This window comes from Candidatus Palauibacter sp. (assembly GCF_965216145.1).
Classification (GTDB): domain Bacteria; phylum Gemmatimonadota; class Gemmatimonadetes; order Palauibacterales; family Palauibacteraceae; genus Palauibacter.
On sequence record NZ_OZ244149.1, the window covers coordinates 432,237 to 452,158 of the forward strand.

Genomic DNA, 19,922 nt, shown 5'->3' on the forward strand with positions numbered 1-19,922 from the left:
TCAGCCGGTCTCGGGCCAGAGATACACGAGTCCGACCGGCTCCACGCGACGCGCCCGCACCCGATAGAAGTCCTCGATCCGCGCCGGCTCGTCGCGCAGGTCGCGCTCGAACTGCTTGAGCCGGTCCCGCCACGAGCGGATGTTGGCCCGAAGCTGCTTCCGGTCCTCGTCGTCGAGGGCGAGCGTGAGCTGGGGTTCCTTCTCGTGCCGCTGCAGCTCCTTCTCGACGCGATCCCGCTGGCGAGTCAGGGTCTCGCGCAGCTCCCCCGCCTCCCGCTCACCGCGCTCGCTGAGACGCTCGGCCGCCTTCTTCGCCAACTCCTCCGCTCTGGGTTCCAACTGGGGTCTCAAGTCGCCGATGTCTGCGGGGGCCGCGGCGAGCAGCCGTTCCCGCACGGTCTCGCTCGGCTGCGACACCCGTTCCGAGTCGAGCACCCGGTCGAGCAGGGCCAGCGTCTTCCGCTCCGCGTCCGCCCGGTATCGCTCCAGCGGGCCCTGGCGGCGTTCGGGGTCCGTCCAGCGGGCCGTCACCGTAACGATCTCCTCGTGCAGGCGCTCCGCGCGTCGGCCGTATAGCGACAGGCGCCCCAGCAGCACGACCCGGGGGATGGAGTCGGCCACCTGCGCGAGACAGGCCCGCGACAGGTCGTGGTGCACGAAGCCCTGCGCCCGGAACCGGGCCAAGAGGCGCTGCGCGACCCGCTGTTCAAGGTGCAGGTGCACGACATCGTCCGTCAGTTCGCCCGGATCCTCGAACACGACCGGGCGGACGGGCGCCTCCCGCCGCCACTCCACGATCTTCTGATCCCGCTTCATCGGTGCGCGCAGCGTGTCGAGGGTCGACGCCCACGAGGGGTCCGCCGCCACCCGTCCGTCGAGGGCCGGGAACGACCACACCGCCCGCCCGTTCTCGTCGCGCGCCTCCCTCAGCGGCGCCGCGTTCTGAAGCCCCAGCGAGCACGACAGCGCCCTGCGGAATGCCTCAGGACCGAACCGCACCCACTCGCGCGACTTCTCGAGCAGGTTCCGGCAGCGCTCGATCTGATCCTCAAGATCGCTTTGCCGCTCGCGCGCCGACTCGAACTCGTCCGCCACGCGGCGCTTGCGGTCCGCCTCCAGATCCATCCCCGCCAGCGTCTCGGCGAGCCCCGTGGCATCACGGCGCCGAATCCCCTGCTTGAGCCGCTTCTCGATGTCCTCCTCGATCACCTTCGAGAGGCTGCCCAGCTCCCGGCGGATGGTCTCGGTCTTCCTCACCAGCACCTCGAGCACCCGGTCTTCGTGACGCTGGGGCAGGGTGAAGTAGTGGCAGCGCACTTCGTCCGCGGGCTGGAGCTTGCGGTCGATCCGCCCGTTGCGCTGCTCGATCCGGCCGGGGTTCCAGGGCAGGTCGAAGTGGAATAGGTCGGTGCAGTGCGCCTGGAAGTTCAGCCCCTCGCGCGCCGCATCCGTCGCCAGCAGGATGCGCAACGGATCCCGCGACGGAGGCGTGTTGAAGCGGCGCTGGATTTCCTTGCGCCGCGCGCCGCTCGTGGCCCCCTCGATCACGGCAATCCGCTCCTCCGCCCTGTCCGTTCCCGCGATCGCGTGCGACAGCGCGTCCCTGAGGAACCGCTTGGTGCCCTCCACATGCTCGGTGAAGATCAGCACCCGGCGCTCGTTCCAGCGGGGCGTCCCCACTGCAGGCATTCCAAAGGGCGGAAGTTCGGGACACAGGTTCTCCCGGATCCAATCGAGGAGCGCGCGCGTCTTCGCGTCGGGGTGCGTGCGCGCAGAGTCCGCGACCTCCTGCATGCGGTCGAGCAGGCGCTGCTCCTTCCGCCACAAGTCCTCGATCCGGGCATCGCGCTTCAACGCCGACTCGGCCTCCCGGTTGGCGGCCTCGATCTGTGCTTCCTCCGCAGCTTCCTCAGCACCGTCGAGGATCTCGTCGTCCGCCCCCGGTGTCGTCAGGAAATCCTCCGCCAGCGCCCGGCGCGCCGCTCCGCCGCGAGCGTGCCGCTCGTCGCTTCCCGCGTTGCGGCCGGTCCCGGCCTCCCATTGCCTCTTCACCGTCTTCCGGTGCCGCGCGAGACTGATGGCGAACGCCTCGATGGACGACAGCAGGCGCTGTTGAAGGCCGACGACGAGCAATCCCGCCGCCGCCCGCCCCCGGGCCGTCGCGTGGGCGAAGCGCTGGTCGCGCACGGAGCGGTATTCGTCCAGCAGCCTTGAGAGCACGAGTTCCGGCGCGTCCTCCGGCAGGTTGTCGATGACGACCGGTCTCACGTCCCGCTTGGGGAAGCCGCCCTGGATCTCGCGGATGTCTTCCTTGAGACGGCGGATCATCACGGCGTCGAGGTCCGTCTTCCCGCGCACCGTCACGCCTCGCGTGAAGCGGTGCGGGTCGAGCAGTTCCAACAGCGTGGAGAAGCTGTTCGAGTGCCCGTTGTGCGGCGTCGCCGACAGGAAGAGACGATGCTCGAAGCGGTAGCAGAGGTCGCGAATCGCGCGCGTGAACTTCGACTCGATGCCATACCGCCCGCCGTGGCTTGGGGCGGCGTGATGCGCCTCGTCCAGAATCAGCAGGCTTCCGGGCGACATCGTTCCGAGCCACTCCCGCATAGGATCCGCGTAGGCGGGATCGGCCAACAGCCGGTGCGAAACGAGGAACCGGCTGTGCGTCCGCCACGGATTCACGCCGAAGCCGCGCTCGCGGCGCATCGTCGCCACGTAGTGCCGGTCCAGGATCTGGAACACGAGCCCGAACCGCTCCTCCATCTCCGCCTTCCACTGCTCCAGCACCGAGGGAGGCGCGGCCACAACGATGGTCTTCGCCTTTCGGCGCAGGAGAAGCTCGCGCGCGATCAGCCCGGCCTCGATCGTCTTGCCCAGACCGGTGTCGTCCGCGATGAACAGGTTCACGCGCGGCAGGCGGAGGGCCTTCCTCAGCGGCTCCATCTGGTAGGCGTCTAGGGTGATCCCGGCCCGGAACGGCGCCTGAAACAGCGACGGATCGGTCGCGGTCGTGCAGCTCCACCGCAACGTGTTGAGGAAGGCCGCGAAGTACTCCGGCGAGTCGAAGCCGCGCTCCGCCAAGTTCTCCCACGGCTCATCATCGAGGATGGCGCGGTCGAGCTCGTACTTCCAGAAGACTTCGAGTTCCTGCCCCTGCGCATCGTCATCCGCGCACGCCAGCCGGACCCGCGCGGACTCACTGGACTGTCGGCCCCCCGTCACCTCCTCCACCAGCCAGCGCCGTGTACGTACCCGCACCATCTCCCCCACCTCCGGATCCCGGCTTGGCAAGCCACGGGAAAGCCGAGGGTCACCGTGGGCGTTAGCTGCGTCATGGGAACCGAGCGGTTCCAGGTCAGGCGTCATGCGGAGCGTCCAAGGGCACGTACCGGGTCATTCCGGTTGGGCGACAGGATGACCGACACCTCAGCCCTCCGGCAAGCTCTCGCGCGTCCCTCCCGCCGTGCCCTCCCATGTTGCATACTCGCTCCTCGTAGCCAAGCACCCCGCCTCCGATGCAACCTTTCGGATGTCGCCCGGTTTTCCGCATGATCGTATCGTTCGACCGGCTCGACCTGTCACCGCGTGCGTCCGTCAAAACGCTTATCATGCATATGCTCACGAAAACTGAACTTACGGGCTCTCCACAAAACGGACGCCCTCACGTTGTCCTTCTCGGCGCGGGTGCAAGTAGGGCCGCGTTTCCCGATGGGGACCGACACGGCAGATCCATACCCCTAATGTCTGACCTCGCAGACCTCCTCGGATCGCCCTGGACCGATCTTGTCGTGCGCGCCAGTCCTCCGGTCAACGGCTTTGAGCGCCAATTCACTTGGCTAAGGGATCAGCATCGTTACACGGATTCTCTCCATGAAATAGAGTCCTCCCTTTTTGACTATTTCGTGAACCTCGCTCTACCGGACCACGCAACGATTTATGATCATCTTGTCCTAGGACTTCGCCGGAAGGATGTAATTGCGACGTTCAACTGGGATCCGTTTCTGCTTCTTGCCCATCGACGCAACAGACTTCCTAATCTGCATCTTCCCGACATCAGGTTCCTTCACGGCTGTGTGCTGTACGCCAGTTGCATTCAGCATTCTGAAGTGCTTGGCTCACCAGGGGAGATCTGCCCTCGCTGTAACAAACCTCTAACTCGAAGCAGTTTGATCTTTCCCGTTGAAGACAAGAACTACGTCGACGACCGCTTGATCGCTGAGGATTGGAGGGCGGTGACGGATACACTCCCAAGAGCTTTTCAACTGACCATATTCGGATACTCCGGTCCGTCGACGGACTACCAAGCCAAGACGTTGCTCCGAGACGCTTGGGGTGCTTCGGCTACTGACGATTCTTCCATGTCCCCCATACGTCAATTCAGCCACCTCGAGATTATCGACACCGTGAAGGGCGGTGAACTGTATGAGCGCTGGAAGGATCTCATTCCTCTCGACCACCTCATGTCGACCGATACGTTCTGGGATTCCTCGATGGCCAGATGGCCCCGCAGAACCGCGGAGTCTAAGTTGCAGGCGAGCATCTTTGCGCGAATAGTTGAACCCCTCGGTCCGTGTCGCACGACGAATCTTGGGGAGCTCCAAGAGTTCCACATGGAGCTTGCAAGAGTGGAGAGGGAGAAGGGTGTGGAGTAATATGGGATCGGGGTCGTTCAGCGGTCTGGTGCTCAGCGCGGGCCGACCGTCACCTCGGTGACGCCGGGGGGGACCTCGACGCGCTCGACCGCGCCACCCGGCCACCGGACTTCGACGGCCACCGGATCGCCCGAGAGACCCATGATCTGCACCGGGTCGTCGTGCGAGCCCGTGCCGGACCCCGCCCTCACCTCCCGGGCCGGGCCCATGCCATCGGCGTACACCACGCGCAGGACGGCCCCGATTCCGTAGCGGTTCCCTCCGGGCCCAGCGAGGCGCACCCGCAAACCCGGCGAGGTTCCGCTGCCCCTGAACAGGCGCGCCGCTCCACCGTTGATCCCCAGCACGAAATCGAGGCGGCCGTCGCCATCGATGTCCGCGGCGGCGACGCCCCGCTGGTCTCCGTAGACGGCGACCCCGGACTCCGATCCCGGCACGGGGCGGAACCCGCCGAGCCCGTCCCCCTCCAGCCACAGTCCCCGGCCCGCGTCGTAGCGTGGCGTGTCCTCGTCCGTGGCGAAGAAGTTCTGGGACAGGAACAGATCCTCGCGGCCGTCCCCGTTGGCGTCGGCCACGAGCAGCCCCATCGAAGGAGCCTGCTGCGCCTCGCGGGGCAGCGGAGCCGCCTCGAAGCGGGCGCCCCGGTTCAGGAACACCATGTGCCGCAGTTCCGTCGCCTCCAGGCGGCCCTCCGGCCAGGCGCCCAGCGCCTCACCCACGTCCGCCTCCGCGTAGTCCGCGCGCGTCGGCATGCGCTCGCCCACGGGCGGTATGTGTTCGGCGAGGCGGCCCAGCGCGGCCAGCGGCGCCACCGCGCCCAGGCGTTCGTCGTGCTGCGCCTCCACCAGGTCGAGGGTGCCGTTGAGGTCCACGTCCCCGAACAACAGTTCCAGCGGTGCCCCGGGCGTCGGCCGGTATTCCGTGTTGTCTCCCCAGGAGACGGCGACGAGATCCGAGCGGCCGTCCCCGTCGAAGTCGCCCGCGGACACGCCATTCCAGCGGCCGAAATACTCGTGGAGACCCACCTCTTCGGTGACGTCGGAGAACCGGCCCCGGTCGTTCCGCAGCAGGCGCACCGGACCCCAGTCGACGGAGACGGCGAGGTCCGGATCCCCGTCCACGTCGTAGTCGGTGAACACGGCGCCGGTCACCATGCCCAGGCGCTCGAAGACCGCGGCATCCCGTCGGTCCTCCTCGAAGCCGCCGCCCGGACGGCCCCGGAAGACCCTGGACGGTCCTGACACCGGGTAGCCGCCCGGCACGACCCTCGCACCGGCGAAGAGGTCCAGCCGTCCGTCGAGGTCGTAGTCGGCGACGGCCAGGACGCCCACCGAGGCCGATGTCCCCGGCGCAACGCCGCGGTTGATCGGCGTCACGGCCACGCCCGTCATCGCGGCCCCCGGCCATTCCGCGGACACCACGGCCGGCACCTGGGTCACCTCGGCGGCCGGCGCCTCGTAGCTCGACAACCCGAGCAGCACCCGGACCGTATCCGCCACGGGCAACGGGATTACCGCGGTCTGGTCGATGGGCGCCCGCGGCCCGGCCAGCGTCACCCGGACCAGCGTCCCGCCGTCGTTCCGGAACAGCACCGGCGCCGCGTTCGCCCCCGAACCCAGGAGCAGATCCGGGTCGCCGTCGCCGTCCAGGTCGTGCCACGCCACGCTCGGCCCCATCCGGGACAGACGCAGCGGCAGGAGCGGCTGCCGGGTCACCTCGGCGAACGGCGGCTCGTCGTGGATCGGCCCGAAGCTCTCGTCCAGTTCGAACCACGGCGCCGCGACCGGGGTGGGCGCCGCCGTCCGGGTGCCCGCGACCGCCGCTACCCCGGTGCCCGCGGCCGCCCCCGTCCGCGTGGCCGATTCGGGCCCCGAGGCTTCCGCCTCGAACACCTCGTACAGACGGTTGGCGCCGTCGACGCGCACCACCGACCGGCCCCCGCCCCGCCAATCCACGCCCAGCGTGCCCTCCAAGGCCTCCCCCATCGCGAACGAGACGAGTTCCTCCGACCCGGACAGATACCCCCCGCCCGCGGCGATCTCCTTCGTCTGCCGCGGCAGCCCCGGGACCTCCAGCCACACCGTGGCTCCGATCCCGGCCGTATTCGGCGCTTCCCCCCGCAGGCGGACGGCCAGCCGGGGCGCCGCCGCGTCGTTCCTCAGCAGGAGCGCCGGCTGGTCGAGCCGGTTCACCACCGCGTCCAGATCCCCGTCCCCGTCGAAGTCCGCCAGCGCTGCCCCGTGCGACACGTCCGGCTCCGGCGCCACGCCCCACGCCCCCCCCACCTCCTCGAACCCCCGACCACCCAGATTCCGGAACGCCACGTTGAGCAGCGGAAGAGGACGGTACAGGAGCGTGGATTCGCGCTCGCCCGAGAGGCCCGCCTCCCGGATGCGGATCTGGGTGTCCGCGTCCATCAGGTCCCGGATGTGGCCGTTCGGGATCAGGAGATCCTCGAACCCATCCAGGTCCACGTCGAGGAAGAGCGCCGACCACGACCACCCGGACGCTTCCACCCCCGCCTGGCGCCCGACCTCCGCCCACGTCCCGTCCCCCCGGCTCGCCAGCAGCGTGTTGCGGTTCACCTGCTGCGCCCCGGAGGCCTCGCCCGGCGGCGTCTGCACCACGCGCGACACCGGATCCTGCGTCTTCCTCGACCTCGAATCGCGAGCCAGCATGTCGAGCACGAACACATCCGCGTCGCCGTCCCGGTCGAAGTCCGCGAAGTCCACCGCCATGGAGGAGGCGCTCGTCGTGGGCAGGGCGTGGGGAGGCGGCAGGCGGAAGGTGCCGTCCCCCTGGTTGATCCAGAGCCGGTCGGGACTGTGCAGGTCGTTCGCCACGTAGAGGTCCGGGTCCCCGTCAGCATCCAGATCCCCGAAGCGGGCCGCCAGCCCCCATTCGGTCGGGGCGGCCTCGAGCGGCGCCCCCTCGGGGTCGAGGAAGGCCCCCGAGGAGAACGGGACGTGCCGGAAGCGGCCGCCGCCCTCGTTCACATAGAGTTCGTCGGACTCCCCCTTCTCGAGCCGCACCACGCCGTCCGCCCGCCACGCGAGTTCGTAGTGCTCCGCGAAACGCTCCACCACCTCGAACCCCCGCCCCGCGCGCCGCACCGTATTGGGGAAGGCGACCTCGTCCCCGGGGAAGAGGTCGAGCACGGAGCGGCTTTTGTAGCGGGTGAGGTAGAGGTCGAGATCCCCGTCGCCGTCCACATCGGCCAGCGCGCTCGACATCCCCCCGCGCGAGTCCAGCAGCCCCGCGTCGGGCGCCTCCGCGAAACGCCCCTCGCCATCGTTCAGGAACACGGATCTCGGGCCCTCGACGGAGGTGAGGATGAGATCGTGGTCGCCGTCACCGTCCACGTCGACGAACGTGGCGCCGGTCGAGAAGCGGTCCCCGGCGGCGACGCCGCTCTCGACGGCCTCCTCCCGAAACCGCCAGTCCCCGAGATTGATGTAGAGGGCGTTGGGACCTTCCAGGCGCGCGAGGTAGAAGTCCGGCCGGCCGTCCCCGTTCACGTCGCCCGCGGCCACGCCGGAGCCGTTCCCGCGCATCTGGTTCTCGATGAAGCTCGCGTCCGTGAGCGCGTTGGCGAAGTCCACCCCGGACCACGAGGGCGGAATGGAGGTGAACCCGGCGTCGCCCCCCTCGACCGCCAGAGGCCGCCAGCGGGCGCCGGACACCTCCGTCCACTCCCCCGGCTGCACGGGGGCGGAGAAATCCGCCGGACCGCAGGCGGCGATGGCGGCCAGCAGCGCGCATGAGGCGCGACGACGCGCGGCCTGGATTCGTGGGCGGTTCATGAAGCGGGAAAGACGCTCAGAATCCGGAGAGGATGGCATCCGCACGGCCGACCAGGGCCCGGTTCAGCGACAGCCACGTCTCCACCGTGGTCGGGTCCGCCCAGCCGGAGGCGGCAGCCGCCACCAGCCCCGAGGTTTGGGGCCACGGGCGGCCCTCGGCGAACTCCCGCACGTCCTCGAAGGCGGAGAACACGGTGGGATCCACCTCGGCCCCGATCGAGGTGAGACGGTTGGACACGGCGCGCCACTCCGCGCGCGTTGCCGCGTCCACGGCGAGCTGGGGCAGGCGCACAGCGCCCGCCAGCGAACCCGTCAGCGGGCCGGCGGAGCCGTCGGCGGCCCCGGGAACGACCCAGGTCACGATCTGTCCCTCGAGCCCGAACCGCCTGAACTCCTGCAGCCGGTAGAAGAGGGCGAGCGCGAGTTCCCGCTGCAGCCGGGCCGCCTCGTCCGCCGCCTCCGTGAGCCGCCCGAGTCGCCGGCCCTGCCGCTCGGCCATGCCCGCCAGGATGTCCGCCGCCGCGTCGCCATCGCCCGCAGGCCCCCCACCGGGCCCACCCAATGCGACCCCCGCGACGCCGCCCAGGACGAGGCCCATCAGGAGACCCGCCGCCGCGGCCCGAACCGGCTTCGCCGAAACACGCCACGTCATCGCCGGTTGTGGTGCTCGTCGTAGTGTTTGCCGAGCCAATCCTCGCCGTAGTCGTTGCCGGGGTCGCGCATGATGCTGTGCACATGGTTGGCGGCGCCGCCGTCCCCGACGCCGCGCTCGACGATGTACTCGATGAGGACGGAGGGTCCGTGGACACGGTAGTAGTAGCGTGCGGACACGTCATCCACGGGCCCGATCCACGCGAAATGCAGGGCATCCAGGCCGTCCGCACGGATCTTCTCGAGCTGGGTCTCCGCCGCACCGTGATCCGCGTTGGCCACATACTCCTCCACGAGCTCCCACAGAAGGGCATGCTGAGTTTCGGAGAGCGCGGACGCCGGGAGACCGGCGAACGCGTTCAGGTTCCCTTTCCGGCCGGGCCCGGTGAGCACGTCGCGGGGGATGTCTTCCCCGAGGACCGCCCGCGCGCGCTGGTCGCCATCCAGCGCCTGCAGCAGCCGCCAGCCCCGTTCGCCCTCGTTGGCGAGCACCCGCCAGCCGGCGTCGAGCCCGTGAAGAATTTCGTGCGGCTCCGCTCCCAGGAAGAGCGGCGTGAAGCTGATCCGGCCGTCCGCCACCGTGAAGTTGGCCGCCAGGTGGTGACCCGAGATCTGCCAGCCCCAGTTGGCTTCCTCGCCGGGGCGGCCGAAGAAGGAGATCCAGTAGTTGGCCGATGTCCAGCTCTCGACGAGGTCCGACGGGAGCCGTCGCTCGCCGCTCGCCACGGCCGCCGTCGCTTCTTCGTGCAGCATTTCATCCAGGCGCACGACCCCGGCCATCTTCTGGTATCCCTGGCTGCTCGTCGACGCACGCAGGAGGTCGTGCAGCCGTCTTCGTTGGAGGTCGGTGAAGTCGCCGATCCGCGCCCCGCTCCGCGCCACGATGCTGGCCGGCAGGTTGCTCCAACTGGTGCGGGCCGTGTCGGCCTCGAAGGGGAATTGCGCGGCCGCACGCTGCGCCGGAGACAGCGAGGCGAGGAACTCCCGAGCCGCCTCGGTCATGCGCGCGGGCGACAATTCGGCTTCGATGGCCACTCCCGCCCTGGCGGGCCGCGCTTCCGCCTCTCCGCCACAGGCGGCCAGCAGCCCGGCGACGACAACACCCTGCAACGTCGACATGATCCGGCGGGGGCCGGCGGCGCTCCGACCGTTCACTGAATCCCTCCTCCCAAGTGTGGCTTCCGGCGAGGCCGGAGTCTCCGAATCGGGTTCCCGAACGTAACCCGCCCGGGGGCATGCGTACATCGTTGGCAGGGTCTTAGGTTGCAACCCCATCCCCGGAAGAAGGCCACCGGAAGGAGGCGCCCCATGGTCTTGCACGGCACACGTCTCAACGCACTCCGATTCGTCACCGTGGTCCTCGGTGTCGGCACCCTCTCGCTCCCGACACCGACGAGCGCCCAGGAGACCGCGCCCGCCATCGAATCGATCACGGGGGCCGACCTTCGCGCCGACCTCTTCTTCCTGGCCGGAGACGAGATGCGCGGCCGCCTCGCCGGCTCGCCCGAGGGCCGCCTCGCGAGCGCCTTCATCAAGTCGCGCTTCGAGCGGCTCGGGCTCACGCCGGCTGCCCCCGGTGGCTCCTACTACCACTCCTTCAACGTCGTCCAGGCCGAGGTCGGGGAGGACAACCGCCTGGCCGTCGAGTACGACGACGGGCGGGTGATCTCGAAGGAGCGCGGCCAGGAGTTCTACCCCCTGCGAGAGAGCGGGAGCGGCACGGCCGGCGGGCAGGTCGTGTTCGCCGGCTTCGGGATCTCCGCGCCGGAACTGGGCCACGACGACTACGGTGCCGGCGTGGCGGGCAACGTCGTCCTCATCCTCGATCACGAACCGGAAGAGACGGACCCCGAGAGCGCCTTCGATGGCCTCGTCACTTCGGAGGCCTCCGCCGCCTACCGGAAGCTCGCCGCCGCGCAGGAGGCCGGGGCGGTCGCCGCCCTCCTGGTGACGGACGTCCACAACCACCCCGAACCCGGCAACTTCAGCGCCGAGGCCGCCGGCTACTGGCCCGAGACCGTCCGCCGCGGGGGACGCTACACACTCGAGAGCCGCCTGAACCGGATCCGCATCCCCGCCGTCCGCATCTCGACGGCGCTGGCGGAGAGTCTCGTCGAGGGCACCGGTCGCACGCTGGCGGAGCTGGCGCGCGGCGCGGAGGCGGCGGGAGGCGCCGCACCCGTTTCCCTCCCCGGTCTCGAGGTGATGGTCTCGGCGGACGTGCGACGGGAGGTCCACACCGCACGCAACGTAGTCGGCCTCATCGAAGGCTCGGACCCGGAGCTCAGGGACGAGTGGGTCATCGTGTGCGCGCACTTCGACCACGACGGCGCCGAGGGCGCGATGATCTACAACGGCGCGGACGACGATGGCTCGGGCACCGTGGCGCTGATCGAGATCGCCGAGGCCTACGCCGAGGCCGCGCGCATGGGCGAGGGCCCCCGCCGCTCGGTCCTGCTCGCGGCGTGGGACTTCGAGGAGAAGGGACTGCTGGGCGCGTGGGCCTACGTCGAGAACCCGCTACATCCTCTCGACAAGACGGTGGCCGTCCTCAACATGGACATGATCGGGCGCAACGAGGAGGTCGTCGTGGGAGGCGGCCGCCGCTTCCGGGGGCTCGACATCCAGTCGGCCGGATCCAACGCCAACGCGATCAACATCCTCGGGACCACCCGGAGCGACGACCTGCTGTCCGAGGTCCAGCGAGCCAACGCCGAGACGGGCCTCGATCTGCGCTTCCGCTACGACAACCACCCGATCCAGCTCCTGCGCCGCAGCGACCACTGGCCGTTCATGCAGGTGGGCGTCCCCGCGCTCTTCTATCACACGGGGCTGCACCCGGACTACCACCGCCAGGACGATATCCCCGAGCGCATCAACTACGAGAAGCTGGAGAAGGTGGCCCGGCTCGTGTACCAGACGAGCTGGAGCCTGGCCCAGCGGCCAAGCGGACCGGCGAGGATCAGCATGTCACCTCCCGCGACCTGTCCATCACGTCGACGATGTCCGGCGCCTCGGCAAGGTACTCCTTCTTTGCCCTGGCAATGATGTAGTCCGGAACCCCGTGCATCGCCTCGGCGATCGGGCCGGCGACGGCCGCGAGGGTGTCGGAGTCGCCGCCCAGGGATATCGCGTTGCGCACCGCGTCTTCAAAGCTCTCCGCTTCCAGTGCGCAGGTAATCGCTTCCGGGACCGTCCCCTGGCACGTCACATCGAAATGATAGCCGGGCCGGATCTCGTCCACGGACCGCGAGAGGTCGTATCCGAACTCATCCACAATCTTCGCGCGGATCTCGGCGGGACTCCTGCCCCGGAGCGCAAGCCAGATGGCGCGGGTGGTCGCCCGCGCACCCTTCAGACCCTCGGAGTGATTGTGCGTGACCTCCGTGACCCGATCCGAGGCCGCGAGCGCGTCCTGGATCGTTCGACCGCGGTTCAGAAATGCGGCGGGCGAGACCCGCATGGCCGCCCCGTTCCCGTAGCTCCCGTAGGCTTCGGGATCCGCCTCATGGATCCAGCGACGGAAGAAGCCTCCATAGCCACGCCCGGGATGACGCCTGCACCACCGCTGCAGGGTGGAGGCGGCGGGCAGGTCGTCCAGCAGAATCTCCGCCACGGCGGCCGTGCAGACCGAATCGTCGGTATAGCGGCAGTGCGGTCCGAAGAACTCGAACGCCTTCGTCTTGATCTTCTTCCCTCGCCCCTCGTACACCGACCCCACAATGTCTCCGATGATCGCTCCCCACACGGCGCGACTACTCCCCGGCCCCGCTTCGACCGCCTTCCGTCGTCGTGTGGGCGTCGGCCTCCCCTGCCCCCTTCACGTAGCGGTCGAACCAGCCGATCCAGCGCGCCCACATGTCGAGGTTGTTCTCGATCGCGCGCGGCGTGTGCGACTCGAAGGGATACTCGAACAGGGCGGCGGTCTTCCCGAGCCCGGTAAGGGCCTGGATCATTCGCCTCGACTGTATGGGATACGTGCCCGAGTTGTTGTCGTCCGCCCCGTGGTACATGAGGAGCGGGGTGTTGATCTGGTCCGCCTTGAAGAAGGGGGACATCTCCATGTACACGTGCGGCGCCGCCCAGATGTCGCGCGGCTCGGCCTGGAACCCCATCGGCGTGAGCGACCGGTTGTAGGCGCCGTCCCCCGCGATCCCCGCCTTGAAGAAGGGCGTGTGCGCGAGGAAGTTCGCGGTCGCGAAGGCGCCGTAGCTGTGGCCCCCGTGCCCGATCCGGTCCATGTCGACCACGTCGAGGCCGTCGACGGCGCGGATCGCGGCGTACATCCCGTCGACCATGTTCGAGATGTAGTAGTCGTTGTAGTTCTGCCCCACGATCGGGATATCCGGATAGACCAGCGCGTACCCCTGGGTGAGCCAGATGTCGGACCAGCGCAGCCACGTCAGGTTCGTGTACGCGTTGTGGTTCCGGGCGCGGATCGTCGCGTTGTCGAAGTCGTCCTCGCTCCGGTATTCGCGCGGATAGGTCCAGAAGATGGCGGGCACCTTCGTCCCCTCGACGTAGTCCACCGGCAACGACACCCGCCCCTGGATCTCCAGGCCGTCGCGACGGGTGAACTCGAAGTCGATGCGGCGCGCGGCGGTCAACCGAGGGAACGGATCCACATTCCGCGTCAGATTCTCCATGCCGCCGTCCCGGGTCCACATGTGGCTGTCCGGGAACATGTTCTTCCCCTCCCGGCTCACGATCATGCGCTCCAAGTCGGCGTCGAGCGGCACCAACGGCTGATCGAAGCTGTCGCGCGAGCCCTCGAACAACCGCTCCGTGGCTCCATCCGCAATCGACAGGCGGTCGACGAAAGGCTGCGGCCGGAAGTCCTCCTTCAAACCGTCGCCACGCAGGTAGGCGCTCTCCCCGCCGGAGGACATCCACGCGTACTCGATCCCGTTCCCGGTCCGGGCCGTGAGGAGGTCGCCCGGCAGTTCGACCGCGTCTCCGGGGTCGTGGAACGGGACGAGGGTGCTTCCCTCCGCGTCGCCCTCCCCCAGCGCGTAATGCACCAGCGCGGCCTCGCCGTCCCGGCGCACCGAGGCGAAGGCGTGGCCGCCGTCCGCGGAATAGGTGACGCCCGAGATCCGGTCATCGCTCGCCGCCACCTCCTCCGCGTCTCCGTCGCCGAACGGGGCGCGCAGCAGCATGATGCGGTCGGGGCGATCGTCCTCCCCCTCCTCGTCCTCCCCCTCTTCGGCTTCCGCGCGGTGCAGGTAGGAGATCCCGCTCCCGTCCGGACGCCACACCCGGTCTCGCGGTCCGTTGTCCGGGCCGCCGCCGGAGCCTTCGCGCAGTTCGCGCTCCTCGAGCGTGGCGAGCATGTCGCCGCTCTCCACCTCCAACACCTCGGTCACGCGCGGGAATCCTGTGTAGCTCGCGATGTAGGAGAAGGGGCGCGCCAGGCGCGTCGCCATCACGTGACGTCCGTCGGGGCTCATCGACAGCGATTCGTACATGCCCGGCTCGCCGATAGCCCGCGCGGGCCGGCCGGGCGCCAACTCGACGATCTGGCTCCGCGTGTAGTACTCGAACAGATCGCCGGCGTGCGCGTCCTCGAGCAGGAAGGGCATCGTGCGCGTCGGCGTGGCCGTCGCGCGCGTGTGACGGATGGTCGGGCCCGAGGGCAGCCCGGGAGGCGGAGGCGGGGGTCCGCGGTCCGCCGGCGCCGCGAGCGTGAGGATCGAGCCCGCCGGCGTCCACTGCAGCATCCTCGAAGGCGCCGATCCCTGTCCCCGTGACGAAGTCCCGATCGTCGCGATCACCCGCGCGTCGCCGGCCGGCGTCACGCTGCCGTCGCTCGTGTCGGCGATCCAGACTTCGGTGCGTTCCTCGAGGTGCGCGAGGAAGGCGAGCCGGGAACCGTCCGGCGACCACATGAGGTCGCTCACGAAGATGCCTTCGGGCAGTTGCACGTCGGTGAAGGCGCGCGCGCTCAGCGAGTAGAAGCGAAAGCCGTACAGGCCGTAGATGTCGAGGTGCCATGGCCGGTCGGTGCGCGCCCGGATCTCCAGCATCCCGAGGCGCAGCGTCTCCTCCCCCACCTCCGCGAGCGTCGAAAGCTCCGTCGAGAGCGGGACGACGAAGTGGTCGCCGTCCGGACTGATGTGGTCCAGCGTGGCGAAGTTCGGGTCGGTCGCGAACAGATCCTGGACGGTCTGGCCCGGGAGGATGTAGCCGGACGGGATGTCCAGTTCCGGCGCCTCTTCGGACGCGTTCTGGGCGGCGAGCGGCGACGCCGCGGACCCGTAGGACACAGCGATCGCCAGCAACAGCGCCGGCAGCACGGAACGAAGACGGCGGAAGACCCTCATGGTCTGGCTCCTGGGCGAGGTGGGAGGCCTGAAGGCCCAAGCTGGACCGCGCGAACGACCCTCCGCAAGCGGCACTCCTGCGCCGAGATTCGACCGCGCTGCGGATGAGGGGCAGCGGTCAGTTGTTCTCTGCTTCTTGCTGGACTCTCTGAAGAATCGCCCGATCGAGTACGGAGCGAACGGTCGGGCTGACGCCTCTGAGCTGGATCGCCGCCATGAATCGGAGCGCCCCGATCCGCACGAAGAGCTTGCCCAGGAACTCGTCAGCGAAACTGCTCGAAATCACCGAAATGCCGTCAAAGTCGACGTTGATGGGGTAGCTCGGATACATCGCCAGCAGGTTCTCGATCTTCGTCCGCGCTGACCTCCCGGAGAACCTCGATCCGACCGAGCCGACTTCCTTTGTCACAACGAAGTTGAGGACGTCGTCTGTCTCATCTTCGTAGCGAAGTTCCACGTAGTCGGCTGAATCAAACCGATCTCTATCCTCAAGGGCCTGCCACAGCGCCTCCGGCTCCGAGTAGTCGAGCCGAACGACGACGAGAGTGCCGACTACGGGGATCGTTTCGTCGCGGGAGCCGGACTCGGAACCGATGCTTGCGTAACCGGAGTGAATCGCAAAGCTGCCCGTACCCACGCGCGACGCCTGTTGAGTACCGAACAGACCGTGTCCCATCCCGGCTTCTGTGCTGGTGATTCCGCGCTCGATGGAGAGTCCGAGGGCCTCTGCGTCGGACAGTCCGGGCCTCGTCGTTCTCATGGTTTGGGGGATTCCTCTTCCTGCATCGGCGACGACGAACTCCACCTGCTGCCTTGTCGGGTATTGACTCAGTTGAACAAAGCCGCCCTGTGGAGAGTCGGCGTGCCGGAGCACGTTGTCCGCGATCTCGAACACGGCCCACTCGAACGCCGCGAGATCGCGGCGCGTCAAGCCTGCCGGAGAGGAGAGAACCGCGTCGACGATTTGGCGTACGATGTTCTCCTGTTCCTCAGGGGAGCTAAAGCGCCTTGCAGGCATGACGTCCGTCGGTTGCCACGTCGATCCTTCGAACTTCCGGGAAGTTGCAAGGTGCGCCCAGTTGGCGTTGGCAAACAGGCGTCTCAACTTCCCTTCTGTGGGGCGAATCAAGGTTAGGTCGACATCCCGTTCATCCCGCAGTCGGGCACAGATTGCGAGCAAGGCGCACATCGGAGCGGGGAATGCGCTGGTAGTGGCGGAAAAGTCCAGCGTGATGTCCGCGAACCCCTTCTCTTCCGTAGCTTGGTGTATCGCGGCGAGAAGACGCCGGAACGAACCGAGCGTGAGGTCGCCGGCGATCTTAATGAGACCGCCATCGCGATTGACTCGTAGATTGCCAGGGTTCATGACACCAGTGTCGGGAAGGGTCGGGGGTCAGGGCGCCGCGCGGGCTCGACCGGCTGCAAAACTCGGGACCGCTCTCGTTTGGGTCAATCTCTTGCACGGAAGCCGTGACAGGATGGACATGAAGAACTTGGGGAAGGCTGGCGCATGTCTCGCCCTCTGGGCGGGTGTTGGCTGTCAGGCGAACGCGGCGGCGCTCTCGGAAGCCCGTGCCGCCTCGATCCGCGACAGCGTGGCGACCGCGATGGACACGTTCCGGGAGATCGGGTCGGGCCCGGACCCCTCGGCGGTCGCCGGCCTCTATTCCGAATCGCCGACCTTCCGCTTCTACGAGAACGGGGAGCTGCGCTACCGCTCGGCGGCCGACGTGCGCGCCGCACTCGAGGGTCTTCCCCCGAGCATGCGGATCTCGACCGAATACTCGGACACGGACATCGAGGCGCTGGCGCCGGGACTCGCGCTCGTCCGGTCCCTGTTCGAGAGCACGATCGAGGGCGAGGGCGGGTTCGAGTTCGGCTACGGCGGGGCCGTGACGATGCTGTGGACCCACGAGCCCGGGGGCTGGCGCATCCTGAGCGGCCATACTTCCGCGCCGGTCCCGCGCGGAGGGTAGCGGCCCGTGGCGAGCCGGGAGTGATCGCGACGGAAGCGGGCGATGGCCCCCGGGAAGCCGTCGAGTCGCTCTTTCAGCGGGGGATGGGCGCACGGCGGGAAGGCCGCCCGGACGAGGCCATACGCCACATGAAGGCGGCGGTCGCACTGGCCCGGCGGCACGACGATCCCGTGGCGCTCGCCCGCGCCCTGCACGGTCGGGCGAACGTGGAGCGCGACCGGGGGCGGCGCGACCTCGCCCTTCGGCTCTATCGGGAAGCCATCCCGCTCTGCCGGCAGGGGGACGATCCGCTCGCCCTCGCCCACACCGTGCGCCACCTCGGCGATGTCCTCCGCGAGCTGGGCGACCTCACGGAGGCGGAGCCGTGCTACGCGGAGGCGCTGGCCCTCTACCGGGCGCACCCGTCGCCGCCCACGCTCGACCTCGCCAACGCCGTGCGGCGGATGGCCATCCTCAGGGAGGCGCTCGGCGAGAACGAGCACGCCCGGGCGCTGTGGCGGGAGGCCGGCGCGCTGTACCGCGAGGTCGGCATCGAAGCCGGCGTGTCGGAGAGTTCGGCCCACCTCGAACGGCTCGGCTGACGCGCCGCCCGTCTTGCCAGATCGGCACGTTTGGACCACCGTGATTCAGAAGGGCGGTTGTCATCCGCCATCGGGAAATGTCGAAGGAGGACTCGCAAATGCTTCGGAATCACGGGCTGAACCGTCGGGCGTTTCTCAGGAGCACCGGAGCCACCGCCGTACTGGGCGCCGTCGGCGCGCGTTCGGCGCTGGCGAGCGAGGTGGCCGCGACGAAGGCGGCCGCGACCGGGTTCGGCCCCTCCCGCGCAGACTTCGACTTCGATGAGATCTACGACCGCCGCGGCAGCGACTGCGTCAAGTGGGACCGCGCGATCGAACAGTTCGGCCCGGAGATCGAGGTCGGCATGGGCATCGCCGACATGGACTTCCGCGCCGCGCCATGCATCACGCAGGCGATCGCAGAACGCTGCGGCCATGAGAACTGGGGCTACCAGCACCGCGACAGCTCGTTCACGGACGCCGTCGTGGCCTGGAACCAGCGCCGCTACGACCTCGACATCGACCCCTCGAGCATCGTCTGGACGTCGGGCGTCCACCCCGGGATCATCGCCGGACTTCACACCTTCGCCCCTCCCGGCAGCCGGGTCCTCATGACGACCCCCACCTACAACGGCTTCTACTCGGACCTGCGCTTCACGCGCACGATCGCCGAAGACAGCCAGATGAAGGTCGTTGACGGCCGCTACGAGATCGACTGGGAGGACTTCGAGCGCCGGGTGCAGCGGGTGCACGCCTTCATCCTCTGCAATCCCCAGAACCCGACCGGGAACTGCTGGTCGGCGGAAGACATGACCCGGATGGGCGAAATCTGTCTCGAGCACCGGGTCCCGGTGCTTTCCGACGAAATCCACTGTGATTTCGTGATGAAGGGACAGAAGTACACGCCGTTCGCCAGCCTCGACCGGAGGATCGCCGACAACAGCGTCACCTTCAAATCCAACAGCAAGACCTTCAGCCTCGCCGCGAACAAGGTCGCCTGGTACTTCTCGACGAACCCCGCCTTCATGGAGCGCCTGCGCCCGTACACGCGCGCGGATCTGAGCACGATCGGCATGGTCGCCGCCCGCGCCGCCAACAACGAGGGCGAGGAATGGCTCGACCAGCTCCTCGTCTACCTCGACGGCAACCACGACTTCACGGAGTCCTACATCGGCGAGAAGATGCCCAGCGTAGAGTACACGAAGGCGCAGGGCACCTTCCTCGCGTGGCTCGACATGAGCGGGCTGATGGACCGCATCGACGCGCAGGGGCAGGCGGACTACGAGAATCGCACGGCTGCGCAGCCGGTCGATCCCGAGACGATCCTGCAGCGCTGGCTGGCCGAGAACGCACGCATCTATCTCAACAACGGGCCCAGCTACGGGACCGGCGGGGAGGGGCACATGCGGATGAACATCGCGACCTCGCGGCAACTCGTGCAGCGCGCCCTCGACAACCTGTCCGGCGCCATCGCGGCTCTCTAGAGCGCGGCACCATAGACGGATTTGGGAGCCTGACATGACGCGCGCCGTCGCCTCGTTCGACGTCAAGGGATGGGACCAGGGCGAACCCGAGTCGGAAGCCGGAGGCCCCACCCTCTCGAGTGCGGTGGTCCGCAAGCAGTTCGACGGGGACCTGGTCGCCGAGAGCGAAGCCCGGCTGATGATGTGCCAAGCCGACACGAGCGACATCTCGGCGGGCGCGGGCTACATCGCCAGCGAGGTCGTGCGGGGGACGCTCGCGGGGAAACAGGGCACGTTCGTGATGCAGCACTGGGGCCTGAGCGCGGACGGGCGCGAGCGAACGGGCGGGCACGTCGTTCCCGGCTCCGGCACCGGGGATCTGAAGGGGCTGACGGGCTCGGTCGAGATCTCGGTCGACGGCGCCGGCACGCACACCCTCACGATCGACTACGAACTCCCGGACGGTTGACGACGGCTCCGGGTTTCGGCACCGTAAC

General features: G+C 68.6%; 13 protein-coding genes. 6 read left to right on the forward strand and 7 right to left on the reverse strand.

Annotated features, from left to right (window positions below; all coding sequences use genetic code 11):
- Positions 1–3,363 carry a DISARM system SNF2-like helicase DrmD gene (drmD, locus tag ACOOHF_RS01870; RefSeq protein ID WP_420463153.1) on the reverse strand — a complete coding sequence of 1,121 codons (3,363 nt, stop codon included), beginning with the start codon at positions 3,361–3,363 and terminating at the stop codon, positions 1–3.
- An 800-nt stretch (positions 3,364–4,163) separates the two neighbouring features.
- Here drmD and ACOOHF_RS01875 point away from each other — a divergent pair.
- Complete coding sequence (locus tag ACOOHF_RS01875; RefSeq protein WP_420463154.1) at positions 4,164–4,649, forward strand: hypothetical protein; 486 nt, start codon at positions 4,164–4,166, stop codon at positions 4,647–4,649.
- Between the two features lie 32 nt (positions 4,650–4,681).
- Here the strand turns inward: ACOOHF_RS01875 and ACOOHF_RS01880 are convergent, their stop codons facing one another.
- From ACOOHF_RS01880 to ACOOHF_RS01890, 3 genes are read right to left on the reverse strand one after another with little or no spacing between them, the layout of a single operon-like run.
- Positions 4,682–8,452: an FG-GAP-like repeat-containing protein gene (locus ACOOHF_RS01880; protein ID WP_420463155.1), complete on the reverse strand. Its 3,771-nt coding sequence runs from the start codon at positions 8,450–8,452 to the stop codon at positions 4,682–4,684.
- A 16-nt stretch (positions 8,453–8,468) separates the two neighbouring features.
- Positions 8,469–9,104, reverse strand: coding sequence for a hypothetical protein (locus ACOOHF_RS01885; protein WP_420463156.1), 636 nt, complete (start codon positions 9,102–9,104; stop codon positions 8,469–8,471).
- Positions 9,101–10,258 carry a DUF3500 domain-containing protein gene (locus ACOOHF_RS01890; RefSeq protein ID WP_420463157.1) on the reverse strand — a complete coding sequence of 386 codons (1,158 nt, stop codon included), beginning with the start codon at positions 10,256–10,258 and terminating at the stop codon, positions 9,101–9,103. Before ACOOHF_RS01890 ends, ACOOHF_RS01885 begins: the two co-directional genes overlap by 4 nt.
- A 153-nt stretch (positions 10,259–10,411) precedes the next feature.
- On the opposite strand from ACOOHF_RS01890, the gene ACOOHF_RS01895 reads away from it, so the two are divergent.
- Positions 10,412–12,151: a M28 family peptidase gene (locus tag ACOOHF_RS01895; protein ID WP_420463158.1), complete on the forward strand. Its 1,740-nt coding sequence runs from the start codon at positions 10,412–10,414 to the stop codon at positions 12,149–12,151.
- Here the strand turns inward: ACOOHF_RS01895 and ACOOHF_RS01900 are convergent.
- The 3 genes from ACOOHF_RS01900 to ACOOHF_RS01910 all read right to left on the reverse strand — a co-directional run bounded on the left by ACOOHF_RS01900 (position 12,066) and on the right by ACOOHF_RS01910 (position 16,792).
- Positions 12,066–12,851, reverse strand: a complete 786-nt coding sequence (locus tag ACOOHF_RS01900) for an ADP-ribosylglycohydrolase family protein (protein WP_420463159.1) — start codon at positions 12,849–12,851, stop codon at positions 12,066–12,068. The genes ACOOHF_RS01895 and ACOOHF_RS01900 overlap by 86 nt on opposite strands.
- 7 nt (positions 12,852–12,858) lie before the next feature.
- A complete protein-coding gene (locus ACOOHF_RS01905; RefSeq protein WP_420463160.1) occupies positions 12,859–15,426 on the reverse strand; it encodes an alpha/beta hydrolase family protein in 2,568 nt (855 codons plus the stop codon).
- A 118-nt stretch (positions 15,427–15,544) separates the two neighbouring features.
- Positions 15,545–16,792 (reverse strand): STAS-like domain-containing protein, encoded by a 1,248-nt coding sequence (locus tag ACOOHF_RS01910; RefSeq protein WP_420463161.1) that lies wholly within the window; start codon positions 16,790–16,792, stop codon positions 15,545–15,547.
- Between the two features lie 118 nt (positions 16,793–16,910).
- Here ACOOHF_RS01910 and ACOOHF_RS01915 point away from each other — a divergent pair, with 118 nt between their 5' ends.
- The 4 genes from ACOOHF_RS01915 to ACOOHF_RS01930 all read left to right on the forward strand — a co-directional run bounded on the left by ACOOHF_RS01915 (position 16,911) and on the right by ACOOHF_RS01930 (position 19,894).
- Complete coding sequence (locus ACOOHF_RS01915; protein ID WP_420463162.1) at positions 16,911–17,402, forward strand: DUF4440 domain-containing protein; 492 nt, start codon at positions 16,911–16,913, stop codon at positions 17,400–17,402.
- A gap of 20 nt (positions 17,403–17,422) precedes the next feature.
- Entirely contained in the window at positions 17,423–17,983 is a 561-nt protein-coding gene (locus ACOOHF_RS01920) for a tetratricopeptide repeat protein (protein WP_420463163.1), read from the forward strand.
- Positions 17,984–18,081: 98 nt separating this feature from the next.
- Positions 18,082–19,446: an aminotransferase class I/II-fold pyridoxal phosphate-dependent enzyme gene (locus ACOOHF_RS01925; protein WP_420463164.1), complete on the forward strand. Its 1,365-nt coding sequence runs from the start codon at positions 18,082–18,084 to the stop codon at positions 19,444–19,446.
- 34 nt (positions 19,447–19,480) lie between these two features.
- On the forward strand, positions 19,481–19,894 hold the full coding sequence (locus tag ACOOHF_RS01930) for a DUF3224 domain-containing protein (protein ID WP_420463165.1): 414 nt from the start codon (positions 19,481–19,483) through the stop codon (positions 19,892–19,894).
- Positions 19,895–19,922: the final 28 nt, after the last annotated feature.

What these genes read in the sequence shown, in the direction of transcription:
- drmD (WP_420463153.1), bottom strand. Translation starts at nt 3,363, where the DNA reads ATGACGCCTGACCTGGAACCGCTCGGTTCCCATGACGCAGCTAACGCC.
- ACOOHF_RS01880 (WP_420463155.1), bottom strand. Translation starts at nt 8,452, where the DNA reads ATGAACCGCCCACGAATCCAGGCCGCGCGTCGTCGCGCCTCATGCGCG.
- ACOOHF_RS01885 (WP_420463156.1), bottom strand. Translation starts at nt 9,104, where the DNA reads ATGACGTGGCGTGTTTCGGCGAAGCCGGTTCGGGCCGCGGCGGCGGGT.
- ACOOHF_RS01895 (WP_420463158.1), top strand. Translation starts at nt 10,412, where the DNA reads ATGGTCTTGCACGGCACACGTCTCAACGCACTCCGATTCGTCACCGTG.
- ACOOHF_RS01905 (WP_420463160.1), bottom strand. Translation starts at nt 15,426, where the DNA reads ATGAGGGTCTTCCGCCGTCTTCGTTCCGTGCTGCCGGCGCTGTTGCTG.
- ACOOHF_RS01910 (WP_420463161.1), bottom strand. Translation starts at nt 16,792, where the DNA reads ATGAACCCTGGCAATCTACGAGTCAATCGCGATGGCGGTCTCATTAAG.
- ACOOHF_RS01915 (WP_420463162.1), top strand. Translation starts at nt 16,911, where the DNA reads ATGAAGAACTTGGGGAAGGCTGGCGCATGTCTCGCCCTCTGGGCGGGT.
- ACOOHF_RS01925 (WP_420463164.1), top strand. Translation starts at nt 18,082, where the DNA reads ATGCTTCGGAATCACGGGCTGAACCGTCGGGCGTTTCTCAGGAGCACC.
- ACOOHF_RS01930 (WP_420463165.1), top strand. Translation starts at nt 19,481, where the DNA reads ATGACGCGCGCCGTCGCCTCGTTCGACGTCAAGGGATGGGACCAGGGC.